The organism is Mesorhizobium amorphae CCNWGS0123 (assembly GCF_001686985.1).
Lineage (GTDB): Bacteria > Pseudomonadota > Alphaproteobacteria > Rhizobiales > Rhizobiaceae > Mesorhizobium > Mesorhizobium amorphae.
On sequence record NZ_CP015318.1, the window covers coordinates 4,304,284 to 4,330,574 of the forward strand.

Consider the following 26,291-nt stretch of genomic DNA (forward strand, 5'->3'; position numbering starts at 1 on the left):
GCCTTCCCGACAGGGGCAGAGGGAGGCAGGCAGAACCTCTTCCTCAACTTGCATCCAACCCAACTGAAGCCCAGCCCCTTGCCCCTTGCCATTTCCGCCATCGCCGTCTCTGTCACCGGCATCGAAAAATCCTTCGGGCCGACGCGTGCGCTCGCCGGCGCCGATCTTGCCGTGGCCGCCGGCGAGGTCGTGGCACTGATGGGCGCCAACGGCGCCGGCAAATCGACGCTCGTGAAAATCCTCTCGGGAACGCACGCGCCCGATGCCGGGACGATCACGCTGAACGGCAAGACCGGCACCCTCGCCTCACCGAGCGCCGCCAAGGCTGCCGGCATCGCGACCGTGCATCAGGCAACCGATCAGGCCGGCGCCGCCGGATTGACGGTCGCCGAGAATCTGCTGCTCGACGAACTTTGCCGCCCGAGCGGGCGCTTCCTCGTCTCGGCCAGGTCGATCCGCCGGCGGGCACGTGAGATCGCGGCGCTGATCGATCTCGATTTGCCGCTCGACCTCGACTTCGTCGATCTGCGCCCGGCGGAGCGGCAATTGATCGCCATCGCCCGTGCGGTCGCAGCGAAGGCTTCTGTCCTGATTCTCGACGAGCCGACATCGAGCCTTTCAACCACGGAAGCAGACCGGCTGTTCGCCATCATTCGGCGGTTGCGCGCCGCCGGCATGGCAATCCTCTACATCTCGCATCGGCTTGGCGACCTTGCCGCGATCGCCGATCGCGCCGTGGTGATGCGCGGCGGCCGTATCGTCGGTGCGTTTGCGAAGCCGATCGATTTCCCGGCCGCGGTCGCTGCGATGATCGGCCGGACGTTGGAAGCCGCGGCCCATGACGGCAAGATATCGACCGCGCCGATTGTCGCCTCCATCAGAGGCGCGAGACTGGTTCCCGGCGCGAAGCCCTTCGACCTCGAACTTCGCTCGGGCGAAGTGGTCGCGATCACCGGCACCCTCGGCTCGGGCAAGACCCGGCTGCTGCGCGCGCTTTTTGGCCTGGAAACGCTGGCCGAAGGCGACTTCGTGCTCGACGGACAGCCCTGGCTCTCGAGCGGGCCGGCGCGGTCGATCAAGAACGGCGTCTTCATGGTCGCCGAGGATCGCTGGCAATCCTCGCTGTTGCCGCCCGAAGTCCCCGGCGCTTCCATCGCCGGCACGATCGCTCTACCACATCTGAAGCGCTGGTTTCCGAGCGGCCTGCTCAGAGCGGCGCGTGAGCGCAAGGTCGGCTCCGAAGCAATCTCGCGGCTCGGCATCAAGGCGCGCGGACCGGACGACACACTCGACGAACTTTCCGGCGGCAACCAGCAAAAGGTCGTGCTTGCCCGCTGGCAGGCGGCTCCCTGCCGGCTGCTGCTGCTCGACGAACCGTTCCAGGGCGTCGATGTCGGCGCGCGCGCCGACCTGATCGCCGCCATCCGCGGCAGCCAGAGCGGTTCCGCCACGCTGATCGCAACCAGCGATACCGAGGAAGCGCTGGAGGTTGCCGACCGCATCCTCGTCATGCGCAATCATTCACTTTACGAGGCCGGAGACGGCCATGGCTCGCTCACCGACCAGGTCGACAAGGTCGAGAGCGAAAGGCCGGAGACCTTCGATGACTGATCTGACGACGGCGCAGGCCGCTCCACGCATATCGCTTTTTCGCGAAACGCGTCGATACGCCCTGTTCGTGCTGCTGGCACTGATGGTGGTCGGCTTCTGGTACGCGCAGCCGGCCTTCATCCGGTCGGCCAATCTGTTCTCGATCCTGCAAGCCGTTTCCGTGGTGGCGATCCTCGGCGTTGGCGTCTCGATCACCATGGCGGCCGACGGCTTCGATCTTTCGGTCGGCAGCGTCGCCGCCTCGTCGGTGATGGCAGCGAGCTATGCCATGGTCGTCTGGCAACTGGATGCACCCGAGACGATGGCGCTGGTGCTGCTGATGGGCGCCCTGATCGGTCTCGTCAACGGATTGCTGATCGTTCGCCTCGGTGTTCCCGACCTCCTTGCCACGCTGGCAACCATGTTCCTGCTTGCAGGCCTGCAACTCATCCCCACGGGCGGCCGCTCGATCACCGCCGGCATGGTGCTGCCCGACGGCTCGTCGGTCCCCGGCGCCTACGATCCGGCTTTCCTGATCCTTGGCCGCTCGCGGCTCTTCGACACCATCCCTCTATCCGTCGTGGTCATGGCGGCCGTTGCCCTTCTCGCCTGGTTCCTGATGGAACGCACCCGCTGGGGCCGCGTCTTCTATGCGATCGGCGGCAATGAGACGGCCGCGCATCTTTCAGGCGCGCCGACCAAGGCGTACCGGCTGTGGGCCTATGTCATCTCGGCCACGCTTGCGTCGCTGGGCGGCCTGATCGTCGCCTCGCGCGTCGGCCGCGGCGACGTCTCGGCCGGCAATTCGCTCTTGCTTGACGCGGTGGCGGCGTCGCTGATCGGCTACGCCGTGCTCGACAAGCGCCGCCCGCACGTGCTCGGCACGGTGGTCGGCGCGATCTTCGTCGGCGTGCTGCTCAACGGCCTCACCATGCTGAACGCGCCCTACTACACGCAGGACTTCGTCAAAGGCGTGGTGCTGGTTGGCGCGCTGGCGCTGACTTTCGGCCTTGGAAAGAAGCGGTAGCTCGGAACTGAACCCGCCGGCGACACCATCGCGGATTTCATTCGACGATTGCATCTGCCCCTCGGAACCCATGAACTCAGAGGTGATGGCGACAGCACAGATCGTGTTGTCCCCTGTGGCAGAGCCAGGGAGGCGGCATATCTTCTCATCCTGGCCTCGACGGGTTTAGACTTAAAAAAAATTCCTGACCCTGTCGGCCAGGCCCACGCTCGGCCGTCCTTGATGAAAGGCATGCAATCGGGAGGAGAAAATGCCGGAAAAAGTCCTGGTCCTCGTCGGCACGAAAAAAGGCGCCTTCATCGCCGAGAGCGATGGCAAGCGCGGGTCGTGGAAGCTGCGCGGTCCGTTCTGCGAGCACTGGCCGATGAACCATGTCGTAGGCGACGCCGCGACCGGCGCGATCTACGGCGCCGGCGGCAACGAATGGTTCGGTCCGGCGGTCTGGAAGTCGAACGACCTTGGCGAGACCTGGACGCATTCCAGCGACGGCTTGGCCTATGAGGCTGGCGAAGAACCGATCAAGGCGGTTTGGAGCCTCGCCAGGCGCAACGGCAGCCTCTATGCCGGCGTGCAGCCCGCCGGCCTGTTTCGCTCCGACGACGACGGCGCCACCTGGAGCCACATCGAGGGCTTGCAGAACCACCCCAGCCGCAAGGACTGGAACCCGGGCGGCGCCGGCCTCATCCTCCATTCCATCGTCACGCACCCCAGAGACGAGGAGCAGATCTGGGTGGGCATTTCGTCCGCAGGCGTGTTCTACACCTGGGACGGCGGCAAGACCTGGGAACCGCGTAACCGCGGCACCCGCGCAGACTTCCTGCCCGAAGGACAAAACTATCCGGAGTTCGGCCAGTGCGTGCACTGCCTGGTGATGGCGCCCGGCAGGCCCGATCGGCTCTACCAGCAGAACCATTGCGGCATGTACCGCTCCGACGACGGCGGCAAGAACTGGCAGAGCATCGAGAAGGGCCTTCCCTCGACCTTCGGTTTTCCTGCGGCCACGCATCCGCGCGACGCCGACACGCTTTTCCTCCTGCCGCTCAACGGCGACAGTGCCGGCCGCTACGTGCCGGACGCGAAGGCGGCTGTCTGGAAGACGAAGGATGCGGGCGCCACCTGGTTGGACGAGCGCAAGGGCCTGCCGCAGGAAGACTGCTATGCCGGCGTATTGCGGCAGGCCATGGCGACCGACAGCCTGGAGCCGGCCGGCGTCTATTTCGGCACCAGCGGCGGCTCGCTCTTCGCCAGTGCCAACGAAGGCGAAAACTGGTCGGAGATCGCTCGGCATCTGCCAACGATCCTGTCCGTCGAGGCAATGGTGGTGAGCGGGTAAGGCAAATGCCGAACGACACCGCCAGCAGCCTGTCCCTCGTTGTCGCCCGGCTCCCGGGCGTGCTCATCGACCTGTTTCCCGGCGCGCCGCGCCGGGTCGAACTGCCGGCCTCGACTGTGAAGGAAATGATCGACGGGCTGGACGCGCTCTGGCCCGGCATGCGCGACCGCATGTGCGACTCCCGCCCTGCGATCCGCCGCCATATGAACGTCTTCGTCGATGGCGAGAAGGCAACCCTGAAAACCAGGCTCGCGCCCGGCACCGAGGTTTTTATCCTGACGGCGATCAGCGGAGGCTAGGCCAGGGAAGAAAAGTAGCCCGAGCCTTCCGACGATATCCCCTCCCTCGCCGCAAGCGAGGGAGGGGAGAAAAAGGTCAGTTGGACGGGATCCAGCTTGCTGTCGCCGCATCGCTCTGGCCGAAAGCGGGAAGCTTGGCGTCGAGCTCCTCGATCGTCTTGATGCCGTTCTTGCGCAAGTCCTCCTGCGTCAGCAGGACCGGTTTGACGACGATATTGTGGCCCGGATCCTCTCCCGCGATCAGCTTGGCCGCCGCCCGGACCGAAACCGCGCCGACGACGGCCGGATTGGTGGCCGCGGTGGCGACCCATGGACTTCCCTCGGCGGTGATCTCGGTAATGTCGGCCGTCGACACATCGGCCGAATAGATCTTCACCTTGCCTGAGATACCGAGCTCGTCGGTGGCAAGCTTCACGCCGCGCGCGAACTCGTCATAGGGAGCAAAGACGACGCTGATGTCGGGATTGGCCTGGAACGCGGCCTTGGTCTGATCGGCCGTCGATATCGCCGTTGTGTCGTTGACCGTCCCCCAGCGTGCCTTCTCGACGATGCCGGGATTGGCCTTCCTGGTCTCGTCCCAGATTTCATCGCGGCGGTCGAGCGGCGCGAAGCCTGCGACGTAGACATAGCCTGCCTGGAACGACGTGCCGTTGTCCTTGATCGCCTGGCCGAGCGCTGCCTTGGCAAGCTCATGATCGGACTGCTCGACCTGCGGGATTTTCGGATTGTCGAGATTGACGTCGAAAGCGACGACCTTGATGCCGGCGTCGAGCGCCTTCTGCGCAACGTCCTTCAAGGCTTCAGGCTGGCCGTGATCGATGATGATCGCCTGGACGCCCAGATTGATCGCCTGTTCGATCTGGTCGCGCTGCGCGGCCGCATCCTGCCGGCCGGAAAAGATCTGGAGGTCGATGTCGAGCGCTTTCGCCTGTTTCGTCGCGCCGGCCTGATAGGCCTGAAAGAAATCGCCGGCGGAGATGAAGGTGACGAGCGCCACTTTCACGCCGCCCTTGTCGAAAGGCGCCGGAGCGCCGGCGATCCCGGCAGCGTGAACCGCCGCGACCGGAATTGCTGAGGCGAGCAGGCTGGCGGCGAATAGTCTGAGAATGGAAGTCTTCATACGGGTTCCCCAAGGAATTGCGTCCGCAAGGCACGTCTCCGGACCGCGGGATCGCCGCCGTCGCGCCTCGATGAGCGAATGCGCAAAGGTACAGCGGCGACAGAACCGCCCGGAACGCAGATTTTTCTCTTTCGAAGCGCTGGATTGGCAAATGTTGCTGTCGCCTGCCACCAACGCCCGGGGATTGGCGAGCTAGTGCATGTCGCCCAAAAGTGCGCAGCGGTTTTGGGATAACGACATGCAGCCTAACGCGCGTCGGATGAGGCCGTTCAGGCGCGACGCGCTTTTTGGCGCGATCGATCATCGGGACTGTTTCCCGCACCGCGGCCAGCGAAAAGTTCCCGACCGCGAATCGCTGTGGCGCGAATCAAAAAAGAAGCCGTTCAAGGTCCCCCCTTGAACGGCTGGTCGAGTCCCCTGCTCCCCTGAACTCTTGACTGAAGTGCTGCCGATCGTTGCGAAACGACCGTTTTTGGAGTGGTTTTGGTGTGCCATAGCCGCCGCCGGACAGCAACGTAAACCACTTGTTAACCTTAACGTCCCCGACCCGTGAACAAGTGTTAACGATGCTGGCACGCATCCTGCAACGCAACGCATGTAGTCATCGGAGGGCGCCCTGTCTGTTCGCCGATGGGACATGAAAAGACAGATTGCGCGGAAGAGCACAAAATGAACCAGAACGGATCGATCACGCTGTTCCATTATTGGAACCGGCTGCGTGATGGGCGCTCCGCCCCGAAGCGTTCGGAAGTGGAGCCCGCCGATATCAAATCGCTGCTTGCCGACACGTTCATCCTCGAAAGGGATACGCGCGGCGAAGCGGTGTTCCGACTTGCCGGCACCAGGCTTTGCGCCGGATATGGCCGCGAACTCAAGGGGTTCTCCTTCCCTTCCTTGTGGCGCGAGAAGGACCAGCGGCTCGTCGCGCGGCTGGTTCACGGCGTCTTCGACCAGAAGTCGGTGGTGCTCATCACCTATGAGGGTTTCAGCCGCAACGGCCGTTCCAACAAATTCGAACTGCTTGCCCTGCCGCTCGACGGCGGCGTCGAGAATCCGCGCTGCCTGGGCGTCATCAGCGCCGCCGAAAGGCCGTTCTGGCTAGGTGCCGATCCGATCACCGATGCGCTGATCGATTCGATCCGCGTCGTCGATCCGGACAAGGAGCCGATGTTCCTGAAGAACCGGCCGGCGATCAGCGTTCCCTCGCTTGTCCCCTCCGAATACGACCCGCCCGAAACGATTTCGACGCTCGGTCGCGCGCGCCGCATCCGCCATCTCGTGGTGTTCGACGGTGGGCGTGGGGAATAGTTCAAATCTGAAGCCTTATCTTAAGGCTGATGGCGGACTTTTCTTCTTTGTTAACCTGCATGGCTGTACTTTTCCGGGTGAAATTCCTCGCATCGACGCGCGGGAATGCCAACGGGGTGTAGGCAGTCATGAGGTCAGCGGCGGTCGACTACGCGCCGTCCCGCGCCGAAAGGCGTAACTTTCAGCGCGTCCGGGTCAAGATCTATGGGCGCTTCATGCTGGAAGATCGCACCGAGCACCCGTGCCAGGTGATCGACATGTCGCCTGGCAATGTCGCGTTGCGCACCGAGCGCATCGGCATGCCCGGCGAAAAAGTCATCGCCTATATCGACCACATCGGCCGCATCGAAGGCGTCGTCACCCGCACCTCGCAGGACGGCTTCGCCATGACCGTCATTGCCTCGGAGCGCAAGAAGGACAAGCTCGCCGCGCAGCTGACCTGGCTCGCCAACAAGCATGAGCTCGACCTGCCGGAAGACCGCCGCCACGAGCGCGTCGCGCCGCGCAATCCGATGAGCGTGCTCCAGCTTACCGACGGACGCCAGTACCAGTGCCGCATCATCGACCTGTCGCTGTCGGGCGCGGCGATCGAGATCGACGTCAAGCCGGCGATCGGCATCCAGGTCATGCTTGGCACGATGCGCGGCCAGGTGGTGCGTCACTTCGAGGACGGCGTCGCCGTCGAATTCGCCGTCATCCAGCGCCCGGAAACCCTGGACTCCGAATTCAACGCGCCGCGCTCCTGACGAGCGGCAATCCGCCAGACGATTGAACCGGCCCATTGCGGCCGGTTTTTTTGTTGTTCTCACCGACGCCCGCGACCAAAATGACCCACGCTGAGACACGGGTTGCACACCGGCAAAAACTGGCTCCGGACAAGGCCCAAGCAATTTTAGATCAAACTAATTCAAATTTTATGTTTATTCTATTGGCGTTTTACTCAATGTCTACTTCGGGTTTTTGCGTCAAATAAATCCACCTGTGACAAGGTCTCCTCAAACGGGGAGACTAAAACAATGAAGAAGACGAGGGGCGGGCTGTTGCTCATGGCAATGGCGATGCAGCTTTCTGCTTTGGCTACAGCCTATGCAGGGCCGGTTTTCATGCACACGGGCGGCCGCACCACCCAGCCGGTCGGCCACTACGAATTCTGCCAGAAGCTTCCAGGAGAATGCACCGAAAGGACGCCGAAGCAGGCACCGATCGAACTGACCCGCAAGCTCTGGGCGAAGATCGTCAGCATCAACAATTCGGTCAACACCAGGATCACGCCGCGCACCGACATGGAAATGTGGGGCAAGGAAGAGGTCTGGTCCTATCCCGACAGCGGTTTTGGCGACTGCGAGGACTATGCGCTGGAAAAGCGCCGCGAGCTGATGAACATCGGCGTTCCGGCCGGCGACCTCCTGATGACGGTGGCGCGCCAGCCGAACGGCGACGGCCATGCCGTGCTCACCGTGCGCACCAGCCTCGGCGAGTTCATCCTCGACAATCTGCAGCTCAAGGTGCTGGCCTGGACCGACACCGACTATACCTACCTGAAGCGCCAATCGACGGAGAATTCGGGCGTTTGGGTGACGATCAACGATGGCCGCGAGGACGCGGTCGCCAGCGTCCGCTGAGGACGCCAATGCATGTCGCCCAAAAGTGCGCAGCGGTTTTGGGATAACGACATGCACAAAGCAGAGGTTAAGCGCATCGCACGAATGCGACGCGCTTAGGGAGAAAACCCGGTCGAGTCCCCACCCTCCCCGTCCCCAACGACCGGGTTTTAGGAGCCGGCCCCGTCCCCGGGCCGGCTCCGCCATTTCTGGGGTAAGCTGTTGAAATTCTGACCGAAGATACGGTTTCAATAGCTCAGATTTCTGTTTGCGGCCCGCCTCTGCTACAACAGCAAGTCCCGGGGCCGGCTATGGTTTCTCCGGCTAGTTCGAAATCCGAGAGTGCGCCAGTCGCGGGAATTCCTGCATGCCGACCGAACCCCGATCACCGCGCTTGGCGGTCCTTATCGACGCTGATAACGCTTCCGCCAAGATTGTCGACGGCCTGTTCGACGAGATCGCCAAGATCGGCGAGGCCAGCGTCCGTCGCATCTATGGTGACTTCGCAAATGCCCGGTCGAAGGGATGGGCTGACGTTTTATCGAAGCACGCGATCATTCCTCAGCAGCAGTTTGCTTACACCACCGGGAAGAACGCTTCCGATATCACACTCGTGATCGACGCGATGGACCTGCTTCACAGTGGTCGCTTCGACGGCTTCTGTCTGGTCTCTTCCGACAGTGACTTCACCCGGCTTGCCGCACGCATACGCGAACAAGGTGTTGATGTGTTCGGGTTTGGGGAGCAGAAAACCCCGGAGAGTTTCCGGCAGGCATGTCGCCGTTTCGTCTATACCGAAAACCTTCTCCGCGGCACTGAGGATAGTCAGGATGCTGCGCCGGCCAGAAGGCCACTTGAGGTGCCGAGCGCCGCGACGCCCATACTGCGGAAGGTCATCGGCCAGATGGAAAGCGAAGATGGCTGGGTGCTTCTAGGCACCTTCGGCAAGCAGCTTTTAAACCTCTTCTCCGACTTCGACCCTCGCACCTACGGCTTCAGCAAACTTAGCGACCTGGTGAGGAATACAGCCGCATTCGAGATTGAAAATCCCAAAGGTGGGGCCATGCGAATACGGATCAAAGCTGCAGCGAAAAAAGGGAAAAGCAAATCCGAGTGACGCCGCCATGCTGGAAATCCCGGAAGACCGATGCGAGCGCCACAGGCTGTTCAAGGCCATCGACGATGCGTTCAAGGCCGGTGACTTCGACGCCCTTGGCAAAGCCCTCGGCGGCTCGCCGCGCTGGTACGACGAGCCGATGCCGTTCGAGCTCGGTCTCGGCCATCCGCTGGAATATGCGATCTACTGGAGTCCCATCGCCTTCATCTCGACCTTGCTAGATGCGGACTCGAATCCGAACTACGAGGACCATGGCGGATTTCCTTCGATCATTGCGGCGCTCTCCACCAAACGGACGGACAAGCTCGACATCATCCGCATCCTGATCGACCACGGCGCGGATCCTGATATGCGAGGCGTCAACGACTGGACACCGCTCCACTATGCGGTGGCCATTCGCGACGCCGAAGCGATCCGCCTGCTCCTGGCGGCGGGCGCCGACCCGTCGCTCAAAACCCGCATCGACGACTATACGACAGCCCTGGCGGAAGCCGATGCGGCCGGCTTCGAAGCCGGCGCTTCATTGCTGCGTGATGCGATGCGCAGGCGCGGTTCCGATTGATGCTCGATGGTGGTGCGCAACCATAGTGGAAGAGCCGAAGACCTACCTCAGGCCTTCTTCAGCCCTGCCTTGAACCGCTTGCCGTTGGCGACATAGTGTGCGGCCGAGCCGCGCAACCTGGCGATCGCTGCTTCGTCCAGTTCCCTCACCACCTTCGCGGGCGAGCCGACGATCAGCGAATTGTCGGGGAACTCCTTGCCTTCTGTCACCAGGGCGCCGGCGCCGACCAGCGAATTCCTGCCGATCCTCGCGCCATTGAGCACGATCGCACCCATGCCGATCAGGCTGTTGTCGCCGATCGTGCAGCCATGCAGCAGCGCGCGGTGGCCGATCGTGCAGCCCTCGCCGATGGTCAGCGGAAAGCCGGGATCGGTGTGCATGACCGTATGTTCCTGCACATTGGTCTCGGCGCCGATGACGATCGGCTCATTGTCGCCCCGGATGACGACACCGAACCAGAAGCCGGCATAGCGGCCGACCTTGATGTCGCCGATCAGCGTCGCGTCCGGCGCGATCCAGTTGCTGTCTGCGTCCTCGAAGCTGGGTGTTTTCCCGTCGATCGCATAGGCCGGCATCTCGTCTCCGAATCGTCTCGAGCCACGTAGTCGTTCGAGACTAGAGCAATTCCAGGAAAAGTGCCTAGCGGGCCAGCCATCCTATCAAAAGCTGAACTGCTCCAAGGGCGTGTTCGCCCACGACGCAGTTGCGATCAGAACAACGCCCAGCGCCAGCGCCCAGGCGACGGCCGTGCAGCCGCAGGAGATCAGCGCCAAGGTCGAGATGCGGCCTTGCCTGCGGGCATCCAGGGCATCGTTGACGAGCATGAACGGCCCGGCGCAAGCCGTCGCGGCCAGCGAGCGCACGATACGCGTCGGCGAGACATAGGGTTCGGCAAAGGCAAGCCGGCGACCCGACATCAGCTCCATCGCCGATCCGGCCAGGCCGCATGCGGTCAGGCCGACCGCAAAAGCAAACAGAACGAGCTCGACAGGGCCCATCTTTACCTCCCGTTTACCATGAAACCGCACAGTCGGTTTCGAAATGGGCGCTGCAAGAGCCATGCCGCGCCATGTGTGCCGCCCCAGGACACCTGCGGGAGTTGCGGGCGACGACATCGGGGATTGCGATGAAGCAGGCAGCGGCCGCGAACGGTCCGGAATTCGACATCGTCGATTCCACGCTGATGAAGCGGGTGTTCTATATCTTCGCGGCGCTGGCGCTGTTGTCGGTGCTGATCAGCCTGGGCGGCAAATGGCTTGGCCGCTCGATCGCCATGGCCGGCTACACCGACGACACGACGATCCATGAGGTGGTGATCGGCAACAATGTCATCGCCGTGCCGGCAAACATGATCCGGTTCGAGCAGGCGCGGCGCGACGGCATCGCCTCGCGGCTCGACCTCTATCTGCGTTATCCCGAGATGGACGGCTACAGCGCCGCCGCCCGCGACGACTTCAATCACACCGGATCGAGCAGGGACATCGTCTTCCTGTCGTTCGAGCAACAGATGATGTCGCGCGACATGAGCGGCCGCTTCACCCCGATCTACAGCGCCTTGATCGCCCAGCCGGGCACAGCGGGACCGGGCGGCACGACGCTTTATCGCTTCACCGAAAAATCAGGCTACCTCAACGAGCTGCTTGCGGTCGCCAAGCGCCCAGGCAAGGACCCGTTCGTCGCGCGTTGCCTGAGCGGACCGACTGCCGAGGAATCGCTGGCGCCCTGCGAGCGCGACATCCATGTCGGCGACGGCCTCAGCCTCACCTATCGATTTCCGCGGGAGTTTCTCGGCGACTGGCAGGCGCTTGATGCCGCGATTGCCGCCCAGACCGCGCATGCGCTGAAGACAGGGCGCTAAAGCCCTTCGTTGCCTGTTCATAAATGCAAACGGCTGGCCGGGCCGCATCGCTGCAGCACCGGCCAGCCGCGAATTCAGGCTCAAGCCAGATCGATGTCGAGGATCGCCATCGAGAAATTGTAGTCGCCGTCATCCTCGTCCTTGAAGACGATGCCGAGGAATTCGTCGCCGACATAGACCTCGGCCGAATCCTCCTTGCGCGGACGTGCCTTCACCTCGAGCTTGGGATTCTGGAAGACGCGCTTGAAATAGGCGTCCAGTTTTCTGATTTCGTCCGGCTTCAAAAGTCTTCTCCGAAATGTCGGGCTTGTTCGTTGGAACGCGCTTCTGACACGCAGACGATGGCGATGTAAAGGCAAGCCGTAGGGATATGACGCGGGAACTGAGCGGCCGAAGCAGGCACCCGGAATCCGGCTGCCCGCTCGGACGCGAAAATCAGATGTCGAAGCTGACGACGTGGTCCATCGTCTGCGACGGCAGAAGCTGGTCCATCTGCCGCGAAGGCTGGTCGCAACCCGTTTCTCCCACGACCCGCGCGGGCACGCCGGCAACCGTCTTGTTGTGCGGCACCGGCGACAGCACCACCGAGCCCGCCGCGATCTTCGAGCAATGGCCGACTTCGATGTTGCCGAGGATCTTGGCGCCGGCACCGATGAGCACGCCACGGCGGATCTTCGGGTGACGGTCGCCGCCGGCCTTGCCGGTGCCGCCGAGCGTCACGCCGTGCAGGATCGACACGTCGTCCTCGATCACCGCGGTCTCGCCGACGACGAGGCCGGTGGCATGATCGATGAAGATGCCCTTGCCGATGCGGGCGGCCGGATTGATGTCGGTCTGGAACACCGAGGACGAGCGGCTCTGCAGATAGAGCGCGAAATCCCTGCGGCCCTGGTTCCACAGCCAGTGCGCCAGCCTATGGGTCTGGATGGCATGAAAACCCTTGAAATAGAGCACCGGCATGATGAAGCGGTCGCAGGCCGGATCGCGATCATAATAGGCCTGGATGTCGACGCGCACCGTCGTCGGCCAGTCCTTGTCGTCGGCCAGCATCGACTTGAAGGTCTGGCGAATGAGGTCCGAGCCGACGTCCTGATGGTCGAGGCGCTCGGCCAACCGGTGGATGACCGCTTCCTCCAGGCTTTCCTGATTGAGGATGGTGGAATAGAGGAACGCCGCCAGCAGCGGATCGCGGTTGACCGCTTCCATCGCCTCATCGCGGATCGAGCGCCAGATCGGATCGACCGGCTGCACCACACTGGGACGGGCAATCGTAATGCTGTTCATCGACGGTCTCCGGCCTGCCGGCTATTCTCCGGCCGCACATATAAGCCAGATCGTAGCAGGATTGAACTCAATTTTCCTTAGTGCTCTGTCAAATGGATTTGGTTCATGGAAAATCAAGCAGCCATGGAAAACGAACCCTTGCGACCGACACACGCGCGTCGGAGCAGGTCCCTAGTGTCAATGCTGCCGCATGACGATGACGTCATGGCCGCGGCTCACGTCGGCAGCGGCGTCCCGGCCTGTTCGGCGACCATGTATTCGGCGTACCAGTCGGGCCAGTTCTCATCGCGTTGACCGCCTGTCCGCTTCTCGTGTTCGCCGTGTGCCGCTGCCGCACGCCGAAGCGCGGCCGCCAGATCGGCCGATGAGGTGACCGTGGTGTCGTGAGCGTCCACGCGCCCAGGCAATCGCTGGGTGACCTCCTGCAGCAGCCAGCCATTGCCGTCCGGATCGCTGAACGTGGCGAAGGAGGAGTAGCTGCGTCCCTCAGGATGCCTGCCGCTGATCGCCGGCTGCCCAGGACCTGCACGGTGGAACACCTCGCTTGCCTCGACCCCTCTTGCCACGAGTTCGGCGCGCGCAGCATCGATATCGGATACGATGAGATAGAGCACCTTTGCCGAGCCTGGCGCGGCTGTCGTGAGGCCGTTGCCGAAATGGATCGAGCACGGTGACCCCGGAGGCGTGAACTGCACCACCCGAAATACATCGCCGACGACAAAGTCGGCGTCGAGCCGCCAACGCAAGCCGCTGTAAAAACGCTTGGCACGATCGACATCCGAAACAGGGATGACGACGGCCTCGAGCTTCATGTCGAGCGTCCGGGTACTGGTCATGTCAAGCTCCTTGGTTCGAGTGCCTTGAGAGTGGCAACACATTCCTTAGGGCCCTGCCCGCGCAAGGCAGCTTCTCGCCGTGATGTGCTTTAGTCAATCGGATCATCGGGTAGTTCCAGGCGCGCCAGATGCCGGAGAAAACTCGGTCCATCCATAGCAATTGCCTTTGACTCCAGGACGCTGAGATCGATTAACTGGGTGGATGACGAAAATGGAAACCCAACCCTTGATCGACAAGCCGCTGAAAGGCGAGCTCTCAGCACTCTATCGGGCGGAAGGCCGTCACTACCACAACCTCGCCCATATCGAGGCGATGCTGGCGTTGGCCGGGGACTATCGCGCATCACTGAGCGACCCCGAAGCCGTCGAAACGGCGATCTGGTTCCACGACGCCATCTACGACAGCCGGGCCAAGGACAACGAGGCCAGGAGCGCAGCGCTTGCCCGAGAAAAACTCGCCGGTCGCACCGATCCGGAACGTCTTGGCCGCATAGCGGCGATGATCGTCGCCACCGCCACGCACGAACTGCCCAGCCTTCAAAGGCTTGGCGACGAGCACTTCATCGGCGACGCAGCGCTGTTCCTCGACATGGACCTTTCGATCCTCGGTGCCGCACCCGAGGTGTTCGACGCCTATGAACAGGCGGTCCGCCGCGAATATGGCTGGGTCGAGGAAGCGATGTGGCGGGCCGGTCGCGCTGCAGTCCTGAAGACGTTGCTCGCCCGCCCGCATATCTATCACACCGAGGAATTCCGGCAGCGGTGCGAACCGCAAGCCCGGCGCAACATGGCGCGATCGATCGCGGCGCTCGAACCCTAAGGATTCCTAATCCGGAAATGTCTCCATGCGCTGCAAAAAGGGCCTGAACCCTGCACGCGTGTAGACCGACTGCGCGCCGGGGTGGTCGAAGGTGTCGGTGTGCAGCCACAGCCTCCTGGGCCGATGCGACCAGACGGCGCGAAGCGATCGGTCAAGCAGGAACGGACCGAGCTTGCGGCCCTGAAATCTGGGGATGAGCCCGAAATGGGTCAGCTCGACGTCCGCCTGGCCGACGCTGTTGAATTCGCACAGACCGGCGGCCTCGCCATCGACACGCAGGACATGGATATGCGTCGATGCAAGCGCGAGTAGCCGCTCGAGCTCGCCTGAACCCATGCGCAGCCGCTGGTCCCACTGCACGGGCTCGCCGACTGCGCGGTAGAGGCGTTCATAGCCGGCGATATCGAGCGTTTCGTGCGCGACCATCGCACCCGGCGCGGGAGCCGCAAAGGCGTCGCCGGACGGCGGCGCGATCATCTCCATATAGGTGACGAGAAGGTCGACCATGGCAATTCTGGCCCGAGGCTGAAGGGTACGGCACCCGGATGACATCGGGGCCGCCGCTGCTTCAAAGGGGGTTTTCGGCGTAAAACTCCAGCACGCGCTGTTTGAAGCTCTTGTCGCCGACCGCCAGCATATGGTCGCGGCCCTCGATGTGAAAAGCCCTGGCGTTCGGCATCAGCGCCGCCAGTTCGTCCGGTGAACCGCCAATGTCGTCCTTCGTTCCAACGGCGACCAGGGTCGGCTGGGCAATGCGCGCCATGTCGTCCTCGCTGAGCAATTCGCGTGACGTGGCGATGCAGGCGGCCAGTGCCCGGCGGTCGCTGCGCGTCTGGTCGGCGAAGGCGCGGAACGAGCGGCCACGCGGATGGCTCGTGGCATCGGGATCGTCCGCAAGCAGCGCTGCGGCGATCGGATCCCAGTCGCCGACGCCGTCGACCATTCCGATGCCGAGCCCCCCGAACACCAGCGTCGCCACCTTGTCCGGATCGGACAATGCCAGGAATGCAGAGATACGCGCGCCCATCGAATAGCCCATGACATGCGCGCGCTCGATGCCGAGATGGTCGAGCAGCGCTGCCCCGTCCGAGGCCATTTTTGCGGGCGTATAATCAGCCTCGTTGTAGCTCTTCGACGACGAACCGTGGCCGCGATTGTCGAAAGCGATGGCGCGGTAGCCGGCATCGTTCAGCGTCTTGAACCAGCCGGGCGACACCCAGTTGACATAGTGGCTGGAGGCAAAGCCGTGGATCATCAGCACCGGATCGCCATGGCCCGACGCCGGCTGGCGATCGAGGAACGCAAGATCGAGGCCGTCATGGGAAAGAAACTGCATCGGCAATCCGAAATGCTCAGTTGGAATCGATGTTGGGCGCGTCGCCCTTGTCCGCCGGCGGCATCGCGGACCCGGGTTCGGTGCCGATTGCCGGATGGCGCAACAGGTCGCCATACGCGATGCCGTCTTTGGCGGCCGTGCCCGCCTTGAGTTCGAGCACGAAGCGCACCGGCAGGCCGGACGAGATGACCGCCTCGGATTCCGGTTCTCCTCGCTTGATCGAGCGGACCTTGCCGTCCTGGCCGACAAAGATCAGGTCGAGCGGCATCGGTGTGTTCTTCATCCAGAAGGTCAGCGGCCCGGAACTCTCGAACACGAACAGCATGCCGTGGTCGTCGGCCATGTCCTTGCGGAACATCAGGCCGGCCTCGCGCTCGTCGGACGAATCGGCGATTTCAATGGAAAAGGAGCGCTCGCCCGACTTCGTCTCCGCGACCAGCGGCGTCGGATCGACGGGCAGGATCATTGCCTGGCCGTCCGCCGCAGTCGGCTGCTGCGAATAGAAATAGGCACTCGCTGCCGCGGCGAAAGCCAAGGCGGCGCACATCGCGCCCGCTGTCAGCCAGTTCCTGGGAGCCATACATTTTCCTCGGCCGGAATTCGTCCCGGGCCATAATCCAGAACTTCGGTTCGGAAAAGGTGATGGTCAAGTAAAAGATAGACCCCCATCCCGATTCAACCGGGATGGATCAGGCTCCAAGGTGTGTTGAGATTCAGGTCAGGCCAAGCAGCCATTGCAGGCCGGCTGAATATCAACACGCCTCAGTGCGAGACCGGCAAAGTGCCCACATCCGGGTGGATTTCGGCGGCCATAAGGCCCTTGTCGCCGCGGCCGAAGCGGACCAGAACGACCTGACCGGGCCTGAGCTCGGTGATGCCGTAGCGGCGCAACGTCTCCATATGGACGAAAATGTCCTCGGTACCTTCGCCGCGGGTCAGGAAGCCGAATCCCTTGGTGCGGTTGAACCACTTCACCAGCGCCCGTTCGAGGCCGCTTTCGGGCGTCACTGTGATGTGGGTGCGCTGCTCCTGCATCTCCGCAGGATGGACCGCCGTGCTGGCATCCATGGACAGCACCCGGAAGGCCTGCAGGCCGCGCTCGCCCTGCTTGACGAGGCAGACGACGCGCGCGCCTTCCAGAGCGGTCTGGAACCCGTCCTTTCGAAGGCATGTCACATGGAGGAGGATGTCGCCGGATACACCATCGTCCGGAAGAATGAACCCGTAGCCCTTGGCCACGTCGAACCACTTGATGGCACCGGCGATTTCGACGAGATCGGCGGTGTCGCCACCGCTGTCTCGCGTCAAGGCGTCGTCAAGGCTTCCGTCCCGCCCCGTGAAAGAGGCCTTTTCCCCCATAAGAACGCCCCCTTTTTTCAAGAACACCACAACTGATTCTTGACATCAGATTAACACCGGGGATTCCGGTCTGTGCAAGGCCTGACGTGCCTTTTTTCACGGTTCAATACAGGAAAACCGGATTTGTCGTTTGCCGGCGGGTCCGGATGGGGCAATTGCCCTTTGGCCGGGTGGCCCCTATGTTGCGCCGCACCCCAACATATCGAGGAAATCACATGCGCTATCTGCACACCATGGTTCGCGTCGCCGATGTCGATGCATCGCTCGATTTCTACTGCAACAAGCTCGGCATGAAGGAAGTGCGCCGCCATGAAAATGAGCAGGGGCGTTTCACGCTGATCTTCCTTGCCGCGTCCGAGGACGAGCAGAGCGGCATCGCAGACAAGGCGCCGCTGCTCGAACTGACCTACAATTGGGACCCGGAAGAATACAAGGGCGGCCGCAATTTCGGCCACCTCGCCTATGAGGTCGACGACATCTATGCCACATGCCAGCATCTGATGGACAATGGCGTCACCATCAACCGGCCGCCGCGCGACGGCAACATGGCCTTCGTCAAGTCGCCGGACGGCATCTCGTTCGAACTGCTGCAGAAGGGCCCGGCCAAGCCCAAGGCCGAGCCCTGGGCTTCGATGCCGAACACCGGAAGCTGGTAACCGATCAAATTATCTTGAGCGGATGTCGCCAGGCGGAGACACCCGGCGGCCTTTGCCGTTTTGCATGACGGCACCTATGTACCCGGCTGTCGCGCCAGCTTCGCAAGGCTGGCGCGACATCAAGCAACGGGCGCCTGCCCTCCAGGAGAAGTCATTTCATGCCGACCAGCCGCGCCGATGTCGCCACCGAACATGCCAGCCGTTACCTGCAGCAGCTTTGCAAGCATTGGGCGCACAAATTCCCGGTCGAGTTCGACCCAACCCACGGCACCATCGACCTCTCCATGGGCCGCACCGTCATGGACGCCGATGCAACCGCCCTCCACATCGCGGTGACATCGGATGAGGCCGGTTCGCTCGAGCGCCTGGAAGCGGTCGTCGCCGACCACATCAAGCGCTTCGCCTTCCGCGAGGAACTGACCTTCGACTGGAAACTGGCTCCGGCGGCCTAGACTGGCGGTCAGCCGGTGCTGCCCGCCCCGCCGGCCAGTTCCAGCAGCGCCAGCACCGAGCGCCAGTTGCGCGCGGTGCCAGGCACTTTCAGCACACGTGGGATCAGTCCGGCAAACACCGATTTGCCGAGCCCGTCCGGTGCATGCAGGTAAAGCACGTCGCCCTTGATCTCGAAGCTTTCCGGGCCGGTGCATTTGTCGGCGAGCCGTGCGATCTCCTCGGCCGTCGGCTCGCGCTCCAGCACATAGGCATGGAGCTTGGTCAGGTCGCCGGCGACCTGCGGATAGGGATTTCCCTTCACCAGCCGCTCGAACCAGCCGAGATCGCGCACCATGATGCGCGAGTAGAAGCCCCATTTCTTCTCGAAACCTGCTTCCAGCTGTTTGGTCAGGCTGGCCGCGTCGCCCTTCTTCGCCCGGAAGACGGCGTTGCCGCTCTGCACATAGGTGGCGACACCGGAAAAGCCAAGTTCCTCGAAGAAGGCTCGCAACTCCGCCATCTTGACGATGCGGTTGCCGCCGACATTGATGCCGGAAAACAGCGCGACGAAAACCGTCCCTTTTTCGCTCATTCTGGCCCGCTCATATGATGAACCCGGCAAGCGTCTCGTTGTCGGTGATGTCCTGATACTGGACGCCCTCGGCGTCGAAATTGGCCTTCAGCAGATCGAAATTGCGCCGGTCCTTGGTTTCGATGCCGATCAGCACCGAACCGAAATTGCGTGCCGATTTCTTCAGATATTCGAAGCGGGCGATGTCGTCGTCAGGCCCAAGCATTTCGAGGAAGTCGCGCAGCGCGCCAGGCCGCTGCGGGAAGCGGATGATGAAGTATTTCTTCAGTCCCTCGAAGCGCAGCGCCCGCTCTTTGACGTCGGGCAGCCGCTCGAAATCGAAATTGCCGCCCGAAACCACCGCGACGATGGTCTTGCCCCTGATCTCCTTCCGCGAAAAATCCTTCAGCGCGTCGATCGCCAGCGCGCCGGCCGGCTCCAGCACCACGCCTTCGACATTGAGCATCTCGATCATGGTCGCGCAGAGCCGGTTTTCCGGGATCAGCCGCACGGCATCGGCGGCAAACTCCTTGAGATGACGCAGCGGTTCGCGGCCGATCTCGGCGACCGCGGCACCGTCGACGAAATTGTCGACCTTGGCGAGCTTGATCCGCTTTCCGGTGGACAGGCTCTCGCACAGGCTCGGCGCTCCGGCTGGCTCGCAGAACACGAAGCGCGTGTCGCGGTTCTGGTCGGCGAAGTAATGCGTGACGCCAGCGGCCAGGCCGCCGCCGCCGACCGGCAACATGATGATGTCGGGCATGCGCGCGCCGGGCATCTGGTCGGCAATCTCATAGGCGACGGTCGCCTGCCCCTCGATGATGTCCTTGTGATCGAAGGGCGGCACCATATGCGCGCCGGCACTTTCGGTGAATTCGAAGGCAGCGCGGTAGCAGTCGTCGAAGAAGTCGCCGACCAGCCTGATCTCGACGAAATCGCCGCCGAACAGCCGCGTCTTGTCGATCTTCTGCTGCGGTGTCGTCACCGGCATGAACACGACACCCTTCTTGCCGAAATGGCGGCAGACGAAAGCAAAGCCCTGCGCATGATTGCCGGCCGAGGCACAGACGAAAAGCTCGGCATCATTGCCGGCGGCGAGCGTCTTGCGGAAGAAGGTGAAGGCGCCGCGGATCTTGTAGGAGCGCACCGGGGTCAGGTCCTCGCGCTTCAAGAGCACCCGCGCCCCGGTCTTCTTCGACAGATAGTCGTTTTCCTGCAGCGGCGTTTCCGGAAAGATCTGGCGGATCGCAGTGGCGGCGGCGGCGACGCGGGAGGAGAAACTGTTCATGGCGCCGTCACCTCTGGATCGAATGGTTCGAACGCGAAGCCTATTGCACAAATCGCTGTTTGCGGCCACCGATGCCGTGCGGCCGCCTTGACGCGCCAGCAGAAATCCATTGGAGCCATCCATGTCCGTTTCGGCCGTCGCTTTGAAGACCATGTCATTGCCGGAATTCGGCGAGCCGACGCTGATGCCGCTCGTCCCACGAACCACCCACGAGGCACGCATCGAAGCACTGGCGGCGCGCGGCTCAAGGGCAGGCTTCGATGCCTTCGTCGTCTATGGCGACCGCGAGCATGCCGCCAATGTCGCCTATCTCTCAGGCTACGATCCCCGTTTCGAGGAGACGCTGCTGGTCATCCTTCCCGGCAGGGCGCCGAAGCTGCTGGTCGGCAATGAGGGCTGGGGCTACGCCGAGATCTGCGACGGGCCCTATGAACGTGTCCTCTACCAGACCTTCTCGCTGCCGGCGCAGCCGCGCGACCGCTCCGACGCGCTGCCCGACATCCTTGCCGGTTGCGGCCTGAAAGCCGGCCAGAAGATCGGCGCCATCGGCTGGAAACCATTCGGCGCCGGCGATGCCGGCTTCGGCGAGGCGACGCTCGATCTGCCCTCCTTCATCGCCGACACGCTGCGCGAGCTTGCCGGCGACAAGGGCGCCGTGTTGAACGCGGCGGATCTGCTGATGAACCCGGCGGACGGCCTGCGGGCGATCAACGAGGCCGACCAGCTGGCCGCCTTCGAATTCGCCGCGACCTTTTCCTCGCAAGGCCTGCGCAACGTCCTCAGGGGCATCGAACCCGGCATGAGCGAATTGCAGGCGGCGCGGCTGATGGGCATCAACGGCCTGCCCCTGTGCTGCCATCCGATGCTGTCAGCCGGCAAGCGGGCGCCCTATGGCCTGCCGAGCCCCCACCTCGACGTCATCAAGCGCGGCGACCCGATCACCATGGCCTATGGCATCCAGGGCTCGCTCAATGCCCGTGCCGGCTTTCTGGCCGAAAGCGCGGCCGATCTGCCTCATGCCATCCGCGACTATGTCGAAAGACTGGTCGCGCCGTATTTTTCCGCCGTCGTCGACTGGTACGAGACGGTCGGCATCGGCGTTCCCGGCGGCGCCTTGTGGAAGGCGGTGCATGACCGCATCGGCGATCCGTTCTTCGGCGTTACGCTCAATCCAGGTCATCTCGTCCATATCGACGAATGGATGCATTCGCCGGTGTTTTCGGGTTCCGAGGTCAAGCTGCAATCGGGCATGGCGCTGCAGGTCGACATCATCCCGGCAACCGGGACGGACTATTTCACCACCAACATCGAGGACGGCATCGCACTGGCCGACGAGGCGCTGCGTGAGGAGATCGCCGCGCGATACCCGGAAGCCTGGCGCCGCATCGAGGCGCGCCGCGCCTTCATGGTGGATGTGCTCGGCATCCGGCTGAAGCCCGAGATACTGCCCTTCTCCAACATTCCGGCGTTCCTGCCGCCGTATTGGCTTTCGCGCAACACTGCGATGGCCGTCGCCCGGCGCTGACAACATTTCGGCTGGACACGACTTACTTCTGCCGCACTTCGCCTGTCCGGGAGGTGTCGCGGAGGTTGGGCCGGAGTGGAATTTCAAAAAGTGCGTTTGAAGACGATTTGCATCTTTGCCCTTGCCTTGCTGATTGCTGGCTGTGGCGGCCGCAAGACCGAGGAAATTCTCGGCAGCGCCGTCGTGGCCACGCCGGTGACGGAAATCGCCGGCAACCACTCGATCTTCATCGCCACCACCCGCAAGAAGTCCGACGACCCCAACAAGGTGTTCGACGGCGAGCGTTCGGCGACGCTGAACTATGCCCGCGTCAACGTCACCGTTCCGGGAATCCACGAGACCGGCCAGATCGAGCGGCGCTCGCGCGGCAAGTCGAACGACCCGGCCAAATATTTCATGGCCTCCGAGGTTGTCGGCTACGACACCCAGCCGAAATTCTCCAGCGCGCTGAGCGCCGACATCGCAGCGCGCGGCGGCCGCGTCATGGTTTTCGTCCATGGCTACAACACCGGCTTCGACGACGCCGTCTACCGGCTGACCCAGATCGTCCACGATTCCGGCTATCCGGGCACGCCGGTGCTGTTTTCCTGGGCGTCGGGCGCCAAGACCACCGACTATGTCTACGACAAGGAAAGCGCCAGTGCGGCCCGCGACCAGCTGGAAGTGACGCTGCGGATGCTGGCGCAGACCGGCGCCCGGCGCATCGATATCGTCGCCCATTCGCTCGGAACCTGGGTCACCATGGAGACATTGCGGCAGCTCGCCATCACCGGCGATCGCGATCTCGGCGGCAAGCTGGGCGACGTGGTGCTGGCCTCGCCCGATATCGACGTCGATGTGTTCAAGAGCCAGATGCGCCGCTACGGCAAGCCGGACAAGCCGTTCATCCTGCTGCTCTCCGACGACGACCGGGCGCTGAGGCTGTCCGGCCTGATCGCCGGTGCGCGGCCGCGCGTCGGCGACTACAAGGACGCTGCCGATCTCGCCACCTACGGCGTGACGGTCGTCGATCTCTCCAGCGTCAAGGGATCGGACAGGTTCAACCACACCAAATTCGCCGACAATCCCGAACTGGTGAAGATGATCGGGCAGCGGCTGCGCGCCGATGACGGCTTCGCCAGCGACCAGGAAGTGACCGACCGCATCAACCTGCTCGGGCAATGAGGTGGCCCCCAGTCTTCGGCTGCCGCCCCTCAGCTCACTTTGAACTGGACCGGGCTGCCTTGTACCTTTATCGAATGAGCGCAGACGCCGTGAGCATGGCGTCACCAGCGGGAGCCTGCGTGTGACCGTGCGTTCGAAGAGCTTCCTATTCGTGGCATTCGCGCTCGCTCTTGCAGGCTGCGCTGGCCGCAACACGCATGATCTGCTCAACAAGACGACGGTTTCGGTACCCGCCTCCGACATTGCGGCCACCCATGAGATCTTTGTCGCGACGACCCGCCAGCAGGCGACCAAGGACCCGCGCCAGGTGTTCGGCGGCGATCGCTCGCTGACCACCGGCTACGCCCGTGTCGACGTGACGGTTCCCAAGGTGCATCAGGTCAGCGCCATCGAGCGCGCCAAGGGTTCGGCCGACAGCAACCCGGCCAAGCAATTCACCGCCACCGATGTCGTCCACTACGGGGACGCGTCGCAATTCGCCAAGGCGGTCGGCGCCAACATCGCCGTAAGTGGCGACCGCGCCCTCGTGTTCGTGCACGGCTTCAACAATGGTTTCGACGATGGCGTCTATCGGCTGACGCAGATCGCGCACGACACCAAATATCCGGGTACGCCGGTTCTTTTCTCATGGGCGTCGAGCGCCAAGACCACCGGTTACATCTACGACAAGGACAGTTCGACCGCCGCGCGCGACGACCTCGAGGCGACGCTGCGCATGCTTGCAAAGACGCGGGTCAAGAGCATCGACATCATCGCCCATTCGATGGGAACCTGGCTGACGATGGAGGCGCTGCGCCAGCTTGCCATCACCGGCGACCGCGACCTCGACGGCAAGCTCGGCTACGTCGTCCTGGCTTCGCCCGATATCGACGTCGACGTCTTCAAGAAGCAGATGATCCGCTACGGCAAGCCCGACAAGCCGTTCGCCATTTTGCTGTCGGGAGACGACCGCGCGTTGAAACTGTCTTCCATCATCTCGGGCGACAAGCCACGCGTCGGCGATTACGGCAATGCGGCCGACCTTGCCAGCTACGGCGTGGTCGTGGCGGATCTGACCAAAACCAAGGGCGGCGATCGCCTGAACCACGCCAAATTCGCCGACAACCCGATGCTGGTGCAACTGCTGGGCGACCGGCTGCGCACACCGGCCGCCTTGCGATCGAATGAACCCAATTCGGCAGAGTTCGACAATATCGGCCAAGGCATTGGCAAGGCTGTCGGCTCCATGGCCGAGATCGTCATCACCACGCCCTTCAAGGTGCTGACCATCGCCACCGGCGGACAGTAAAGGCGCGCCGCCTGGTTCTCAGATAAAAAGGTCGACCTTCTGGAAAGTCGTCACGTCGATCAGGCCGACATCGGAAATCCTGAGTTCGGGAATGACGACCAGCGCCAGCAGCGAGTGCTGCATATAGGCGTTGTTCAGCGAACAGCCCATCTTGCGCATCGCCTCGGTGAGCTTCTCCGCCTTGGCCGCGACGCTTTCCGCCCGCTCGTCCGACATCAGCCCGGCGATCGGCATTTCGACCAGCGCCAGTTCCTTGCCCTTGGAGAACAGCACCACGCCGCCGCCGACCTCGCCCAGCCGGTTGACGGCAAGTGCCATATCTTCCTTGTTGGTGCCGACGCAAATGATGTGGTGGGCATCGTGCGCCACGCTGGAGGCCATGGCGCAGTCGGCCATATAGCCGAAACCGGAGACGAAGGCGTTGGTGACGCCGCCCGTACCCCGGTGGCGCTCGACCAGCGCGATCTGGCAGACATCGTTGCGCCGGTCCATGGCGACCAGTCCGTCCTCGACCGGCAGATCGGCCTCCAGCGCCCGCGTCGGCGCCTGGTTCTCGATGACGCCGATGACCCGCACCCGCACCTCGTTGGCGCCCTTGGGAGCTGCGATGTCGAAATCCCGCGCCTTGAGCTTCTTGCCGAGCTTGACCGTGTTCTTCGCCGTCTTCGGATAGTCGTAGGCCGGGATATCGATATCGAGCTTGCCGCCCTTGGCCAGCCGAACGCCGCGGCCATAGACCTCGTCGATGGTCATCGCGGCAAGATCCGAGACGATCAGCAAATCGGCGAGCCGTCCCGGTGCGATCGAGCCGATCTCGCGCTCCAGTTTGAAATGCTGGGCTGTGTTGAGCGTCGCCATCTGGATTGCTGTCACCGGCTTCAACCCTTGCTGGATGGCGTGCCGCACCACGCGGTCCATATGGCCTTCCTGGACCAGCGTGCCGGAATGGCTGTCGTCGGTGCACAGGATGAAATTGCGCGGATCGATCCCGCTCTCGGTCACCGCCTTGATCTGCGAGGCGACGTCATACCAGGCCGAGCCCAGCCGCAGCATCGCCTTCATGCCCTGGCGCACGCGAGCGATGGCGTCCTCGGCGCGCGTGCCCTCATGGTCGTCCTCCGGGCCGCCGGCGACATAGCCATGGAACGGCAGGCCGAGGTCGCGCGAGGCATAGTGCCCACCGACCGTCTTGCCCGCCTTCACCGTCGCCGCGATCTCGCCCGACATGATGGGATCGTTGGCGGCGACGCCGGGAAAATTCATCACCTCGCCGAGCCCGATGATGTTTTCCCATGTCATGGCTTCAGCGACATCGGCGACCGTCAGTTCGGCGCCGGCATGCTCCAACCCCGGCGCCGAGGGCACGCAGGACGGCATCTGCACATGCACGTTGATCGGCATGGCGACGGCCTCGTCATGCATCAGACGGACGCCGGGAAGGCCGAGCACATTGGCGATCTCATGCGGATCGATGAACATCGAGGTGGTGCCGTGCGGGATCACGGCGCGGCAGAATTCGGTCACCGTCACCATGCCGCTCTCGACATGCATATGCGCGTCGCAAAGACCGGGCACCAGATAGCGCCCGCCGGCGTCGACCACCTTGGTGCCCTGCCCGATGGCGTGGCCGGCGTTCGGCCCGCAATAGGCGAAGCGGCCGCCGGCAATGGCGATATCTGTGCCGGCGATGATCTCGCCGGAATGGACATTCACCCAGCGCCCGTTGCGGATGACGAGATCGGCCGGCTTGCGCCCCATCGCGACATCGACCAGATGCGTCGCCATCTCGGTCCAGGGCTTTGGTTTCGTGGTGTTCGCGCTGCTCGCCATTGGGGACTCCTGTTTGCCCACTGTGCCAATCCAGCGGGGTTTTGACCAGTTGGCAAAGCCAGATTGTGCTTGATGCAGAACCGTTTC

The 26,291-nt window shown here is 63.2% G+C and carries 29 protein-coding genes; 16 read left to right on the forward strand and 13 right to left on the reverse strand.

The features are described 5' to 3' along the window. The first annotated feature begins 78 nt into the window (after positions 1–78). From A6B35_RS20305 to A6B35_RS20320, 4 genes are all read left to right on the forward strand, one after another. Entirely contained in the window at positions 79–1,611 is a 1,533-nt protein-coding gene (locus tag A6B35_RS20305; protein WP_006200838.1) for a sugar ABC transporter ATP-binding protein, read from the forward strand. Beyond that, a complete protein-coding gene (locus A6B35_RS20310) occupies positions 1,604–2,617 on the forward strand; it encodes an ABC transporter permease (protein ID WP_006200839.1) in 1,014 nt (337 codons plus the stop codon). The genes A6B35_RS20305 and A6B35_RS20310 overlap by 8 nt, the downstream gene beginning before the upstream one ends. Positions 2,618–2,867: 250 nt before the next feature. Next, the gene (locus A6B35_RS20315) at positions 2,868–3,950 is read left to right on the forward strand and encodes a WD40/YVTN/BNR-like repeat-containing protein (RefSeq protein WP_006200840.1); all 1,083 of its coding nucleotides are present in this window, start codon (positions 2,868–2,870) and stop codon (positions 3,948–3,950) included. Between the two features lie 5 nt (positions 3,951–3,955). Continuing rightward, positions 3,956–4,249 carry a MoaD/ThiS family protein gene (locus A6B35_RS20320; protein ID WP_006200841.1) on the forward strand — a complete coding sequence of 98 codons (294 nt, stop codon included), beginning with the start codon at positions 3,956–3,958 and terminating at the stop codon, positions 4,247–4,249. Between the two features lie 76 nt (positions 4,250–4,325). Here A6B35_RS20320 and A6B35_RS20325 read toward each other — a convergent pair whose 3' ends face one another. Then, positions 4,326–5,357: a substrate-binding domain-containing protein gene (locus A6B35_RS20325; protein ID WP_425277647.1), complete on the reverse strand. Its 1,032-nt coding sequence runs from the start codon at positions 5,355–5,357 to the stop codon at positions 4,326–4,328. A gap of 681 nt (positions 5,358–6,038) precedes the next feature. On the opposite strand from A6B35_RS20325, the gene A6B35_RS20330 reads away from it, so the two are divergent. From A6B35_RS20330 to A6B35_RS20350, 5 genes are all read left to right on the forward strand, one after another. Further along, positions 6,039–6,677, forward strand: coding sequence for a PAS domain-containing protein (locus tag A6B35_RS20330; RefSeq protein ID WP_006200843.1), 639 nt, complete (start codon positions 6,039–6,041; stop codon positions 6,675–6,677). Between the two features lie 128 nt (positions 6,678–6,805). Continuing rightward, positions 6,806–7,423, forward strand: a complete 618-nt coding sequence (locus A6B35_RS20335; protein ID WP_006200844.1) for a PilZ domain-containing protein — start codon at positions 6,806–6,808, stop codon at positions 7,421–7,423. Between the two features lie 270 nt (positions 7,424–7,693). Further along, positions 7,694–8,299, forward strand: a complete 606-nt coding sequence (locus A6B35_RS20340) for a transglutaminase-like cysteine peptidase (RefSeq protein WP_006200845.1) — start codon at positions 7,694–7,696, stop codon at positions 8,297–8,299. A 346-nt stretch (positions 8,300–8,645) separates the two neighbouring features. Then, entirely contained in the window at positions 8,646–9,395 is a 750-nt protein-coding gene (locus A6B35_RS20345) for an NYN domain-containing protein (RefSeq protein WP_040582287.1), read from the forward strand. Between the two features lie 7 nt (positions 9,396–9,402). After that, the gene (locus A6B35_RS20350; RefSeq protein WP_006200848.1) at positions 9,403–9,957 is read left to right on the forward strand and encodes an ankyrin repeat domain-containing protein; all 555 of its coding nucleotides are present in this window, start codon (positions 9,403–9,405) and stop codon (positions 9,955–9,957) included. A gap of 47 nt (positions 9,958–10,004) precedes the next feature. Here A6B35_RS20350 and A6B35_RS20355 read toward each other — a convergent pair whose 3' ends face one another. Then, complete coding sequence (locus tag A6B35_RS20355; RefSeq protein WP_006200849.1) at positions 10,005–10,532, reverse strand: gamma carbonic anhydrase family protein; 528 nt, start codon at positions 10,530–10,532, stop codon at positions 10,005–10,007. Positions 10,533–10,616: 84 nt separating this feature from the next. Beyond that, positions 10,617–10,955 carry a DUF6949 family protein gene (locus A6B35_RS20360; RefSeq protein ID WP_006200850.1) on the reverse strand — a complete coding sequence of 113 codons (339 nt, stop codon included), beginning with the start codon at positions 10,953–10,955 and terminating at the stop codon, positions 10,617–10,619. A 128-nt stretch (positions 10,956–11,083) separates the two neighbouring features. Here A6B35_RS20360 and A6B35_RS20365 point away from each other — a divergent pair, with 128 nt between their 5' ends. Further along, a complete protein-coding gene (locus tag A6B35_RS20365; RefSeq protein ID WP_006200851.1) occupies positions 11,084–11,815 on the forward strand; it encodes a hypothetical protein in 732 nt (243 codons plus the stop codon). Positions 11,816–11,895: 80 nt separating this feature from the next. Here the strand turns inward: A6B35_RS20365 and A6B35_RS20370 are convergent, their stop codons facing one another. The 3 genes from A6B35_RS20370 to A6B35_RS20380 form a co-directional block, all read right to left on the reverse strand. Further along, on the reverse strand, positions 11,896–12,099 hold the full coding sequence (locus A6B35_RS20370; RefSeq protein WP_006200852.1) for a DUF3126 family protein: 204 nt from the start codon (positions 12,097–12,099) through the stop codon (positions 11,896–11,898). A 151-nt stretch (positions 12,100–12,250) separates the two neighbouring features. Next, the gene (gene cysE, locus A6B35_RS20375; protein ID WP_006200853.1) at positions 12,251–13,099 is read right to left on the reverse strand and encodes a serine O-acetyltransferase; all 849 of its coding nucleotides are present in this window, start codon (positions 13,097–13,099) and stop codon (positions 12,251–12,253) included. A 215-nt stretch (positions 13,100–13,314) separates the two neighbouring features. Continuing rightward, positions 13,315–13,935 (reverse strand): VOC family protein, encoded by a 621-nt coding sequence (locus A6B35_RS20380; protein ID WP_006200854.1) that lies wholly within the window; start codon positions 13,933–13,935, stop codon positions 13,315–13,317. A 211-nt stretch (positions 13,936–14,146) separates the two neighbouring features. Here A6B35_RS20380 and A6B35_RS20385 point away from each other — a divergent pair, with 211 nt between their 5' ends. Next, on the forward strand, positions 14,147–14,755 hold the full coding sequence (locus A6B35_RS20385) for an HD domain-containing protein (protein WP_006200855.1): 609 nt from the start codon (positions 14,147–14,149) through the stop codon (positions 14,753–14,755). A 6-nt stretch (positions 14,756–14,761) separates the two neighbouring features. Here the strand turns inward: A6B35_RS20385 and A6B35_RS20390 are convergent, their stop codons facing one another. From A6B35_RS20390 to A6B35_RS20405, 4 genes are all read right to left on the reverse strand, one after another. Next, the gene (locus A6B35_RS20390; protein ID WP_006200856.1) at positions 14,762–15,262 is read right to left on the reverse strand and encodes a GNAT family N-acetyltransferase; all 501 of its coding nucleotides are present in this window, start codon (positions 15,260–15,262) and stop codon (positions 14,762–14,764) included. Positions 15,263–15,323: 61 nt separating this feature from the next. After that, positions 15,324–16,091 carry an alpha/beta fold hydrolase gene (locus A6B35_RS20395; protein WP_006200857.1) on the reverse strand — a complete coding sequence of 256 codons (768 nt, stop codon included), beginning with the start codon at positions 16,089–16,091 and terminating at the stop codon, positions 15,324–15,326. 16 nt (positions 16,092–16,107) lie between these two features. Further along, on the reverse strand, positions 16,108–16,671 hold the full coding sequence (locus A6B35_RS20400) for a DUF192 domain-containing protein (protein WP_006200858.1): 564 nt from the start codon (positions 16,669–16,671) through the stop codon (positions 16,108–16,110). A gap of 182 nt (positions 16,672–16,853) precedes the next feature. Next, positions 16,854–17,450 (reverse strand): cold-shock protein, encoded by a 597-nt coding sequence (locus tag A6B35_RS20405; protein WP_006200859.1) that lies wholly within the window; start codon positions 17,448–17,450, stop codon positions 16,854–16,856. A 215-nt stretch (positions 17,451–17,665) separates the two neighbouring features. Here A6B35_RS20405 and gloA point away from each other — a divergent pair, with 215 nt between their 5' ends. Both gloA and A6B35_RS20415 read left to right on the forward strand, forming a co-directional pair. After that, positions 17,666–18,106, forward strand: a complete 441-nt coding sequence (gene gloA, locus A6B35_RS20410; RefSeq protein ID WP_006200860.1) for a lactoylglutathione lyase — start codon at positions 17,666–17,668, stop codon at positions 18,104–18,106. A 158-nt stretch (positions 18,107–18,264) separates the two neighbouring features. Beyond that, positions 18,265–18,558, forward strand: coding sequence for a DUF2218 domain-containing protein (locus tag A6B35_RS20415; RefSeq protein WP_006200861.1), 294 nt, complete (start codon positions 18,265–18,267; stop codon positions 18,556–18,558). Between the two features lie 8 nt (positions 18,559–18,566). On the opposite strand, the gene A6B35_RS20420 is transcribed toward A6B35_RS20415, so the two are convergent. Together A6B35_RS20420 and ilvA are read right to left on the reverse strand one after the other, a co-directional pair. Beyond that, the gene (locus tag A6B35_RS20420; RefSeq protein ID WP_006200862.1) at positions 18,567–19,130 is read right to left on the reverse strand and encodes a DUF1697 domain-containing protein; all 564 of its coding nucleotides are present in this window, start codon (positions 19,128–19,130) and stop codon (positions 18,567–18,569) included. 10 nt (positions 19,131–19,140) lie between these two features. Continuing rightward, positions 19,141–20,397, reverse strand: coding sequence for a threonine ammonia-lyase IlvA (ilvA, locus tag A6B35_RS20425; protein ID WP_040582318.1), 1,257 nt, complete (start codon positions 20,395–20,397; stop codon positions 19,141–19,143). Between the two features lie 121 nt (positions 20,398–20,518). On the opposite strand from ilvA, the gene A6B35_RS20430 reads away from it, so the two are divergent. From A6B35_RS20430 to A6B35_RS20440, 3 genes are all read left to right on the forward strand, one after another. Next, positions 20,519–21,922, forward strand: coding sequence for an aminopeptidase P family N-terminal domain-containing protein (locus A6B35_RS20430; protein WP_040582300.1), 1,404 nt, complete (start codon positions 20,519–20,521; stop codon positions 21,920–21,922). Positions 21,923–22,012: 90 nt separating this feature from the next. Next, complete coding sequence (locus A6B35_RS20435; RefSeq protein ID WP_040582320.1) at positions 22,013–23,086, forward strand: alpha/beta hydrolase; 1,074 nt, start codon at positions 22,013–22,015, stop codon at positions 23,084–23,086. Between the two features lie 121 nt (positions 23,087–23,207). Then, a complete protein-coding gene (locus A6B35_RS20440; RefSeq protein WP_006200866.1) occupies positions 23,208–24,374 on the forward strand; it encodes an alpha/beta hydrolase in 1,167 nt (388 codons plus the stop codon). Between the two features lie 18 nt (positions 24,375–24,392). Here A6B35_RS20440 and ade read toward each other — a convergent pair whose 3' ends face one another. Then, positions 24,393–26,204 carry an adenine deaminase gene (ade, locus tag A6B35_RS20445; protein ID WP_006200867.1) on the reverse strand — a complete coding sequence of 604 codons (1,812 nt, stop codon included), beginning with the start codon at positions 26,202–26,204 and terminating at the stop codon, positions 24,393–24,395. Between the last annotated feature and the right edge of the window lie 87 nt (positions 26,205–26,291).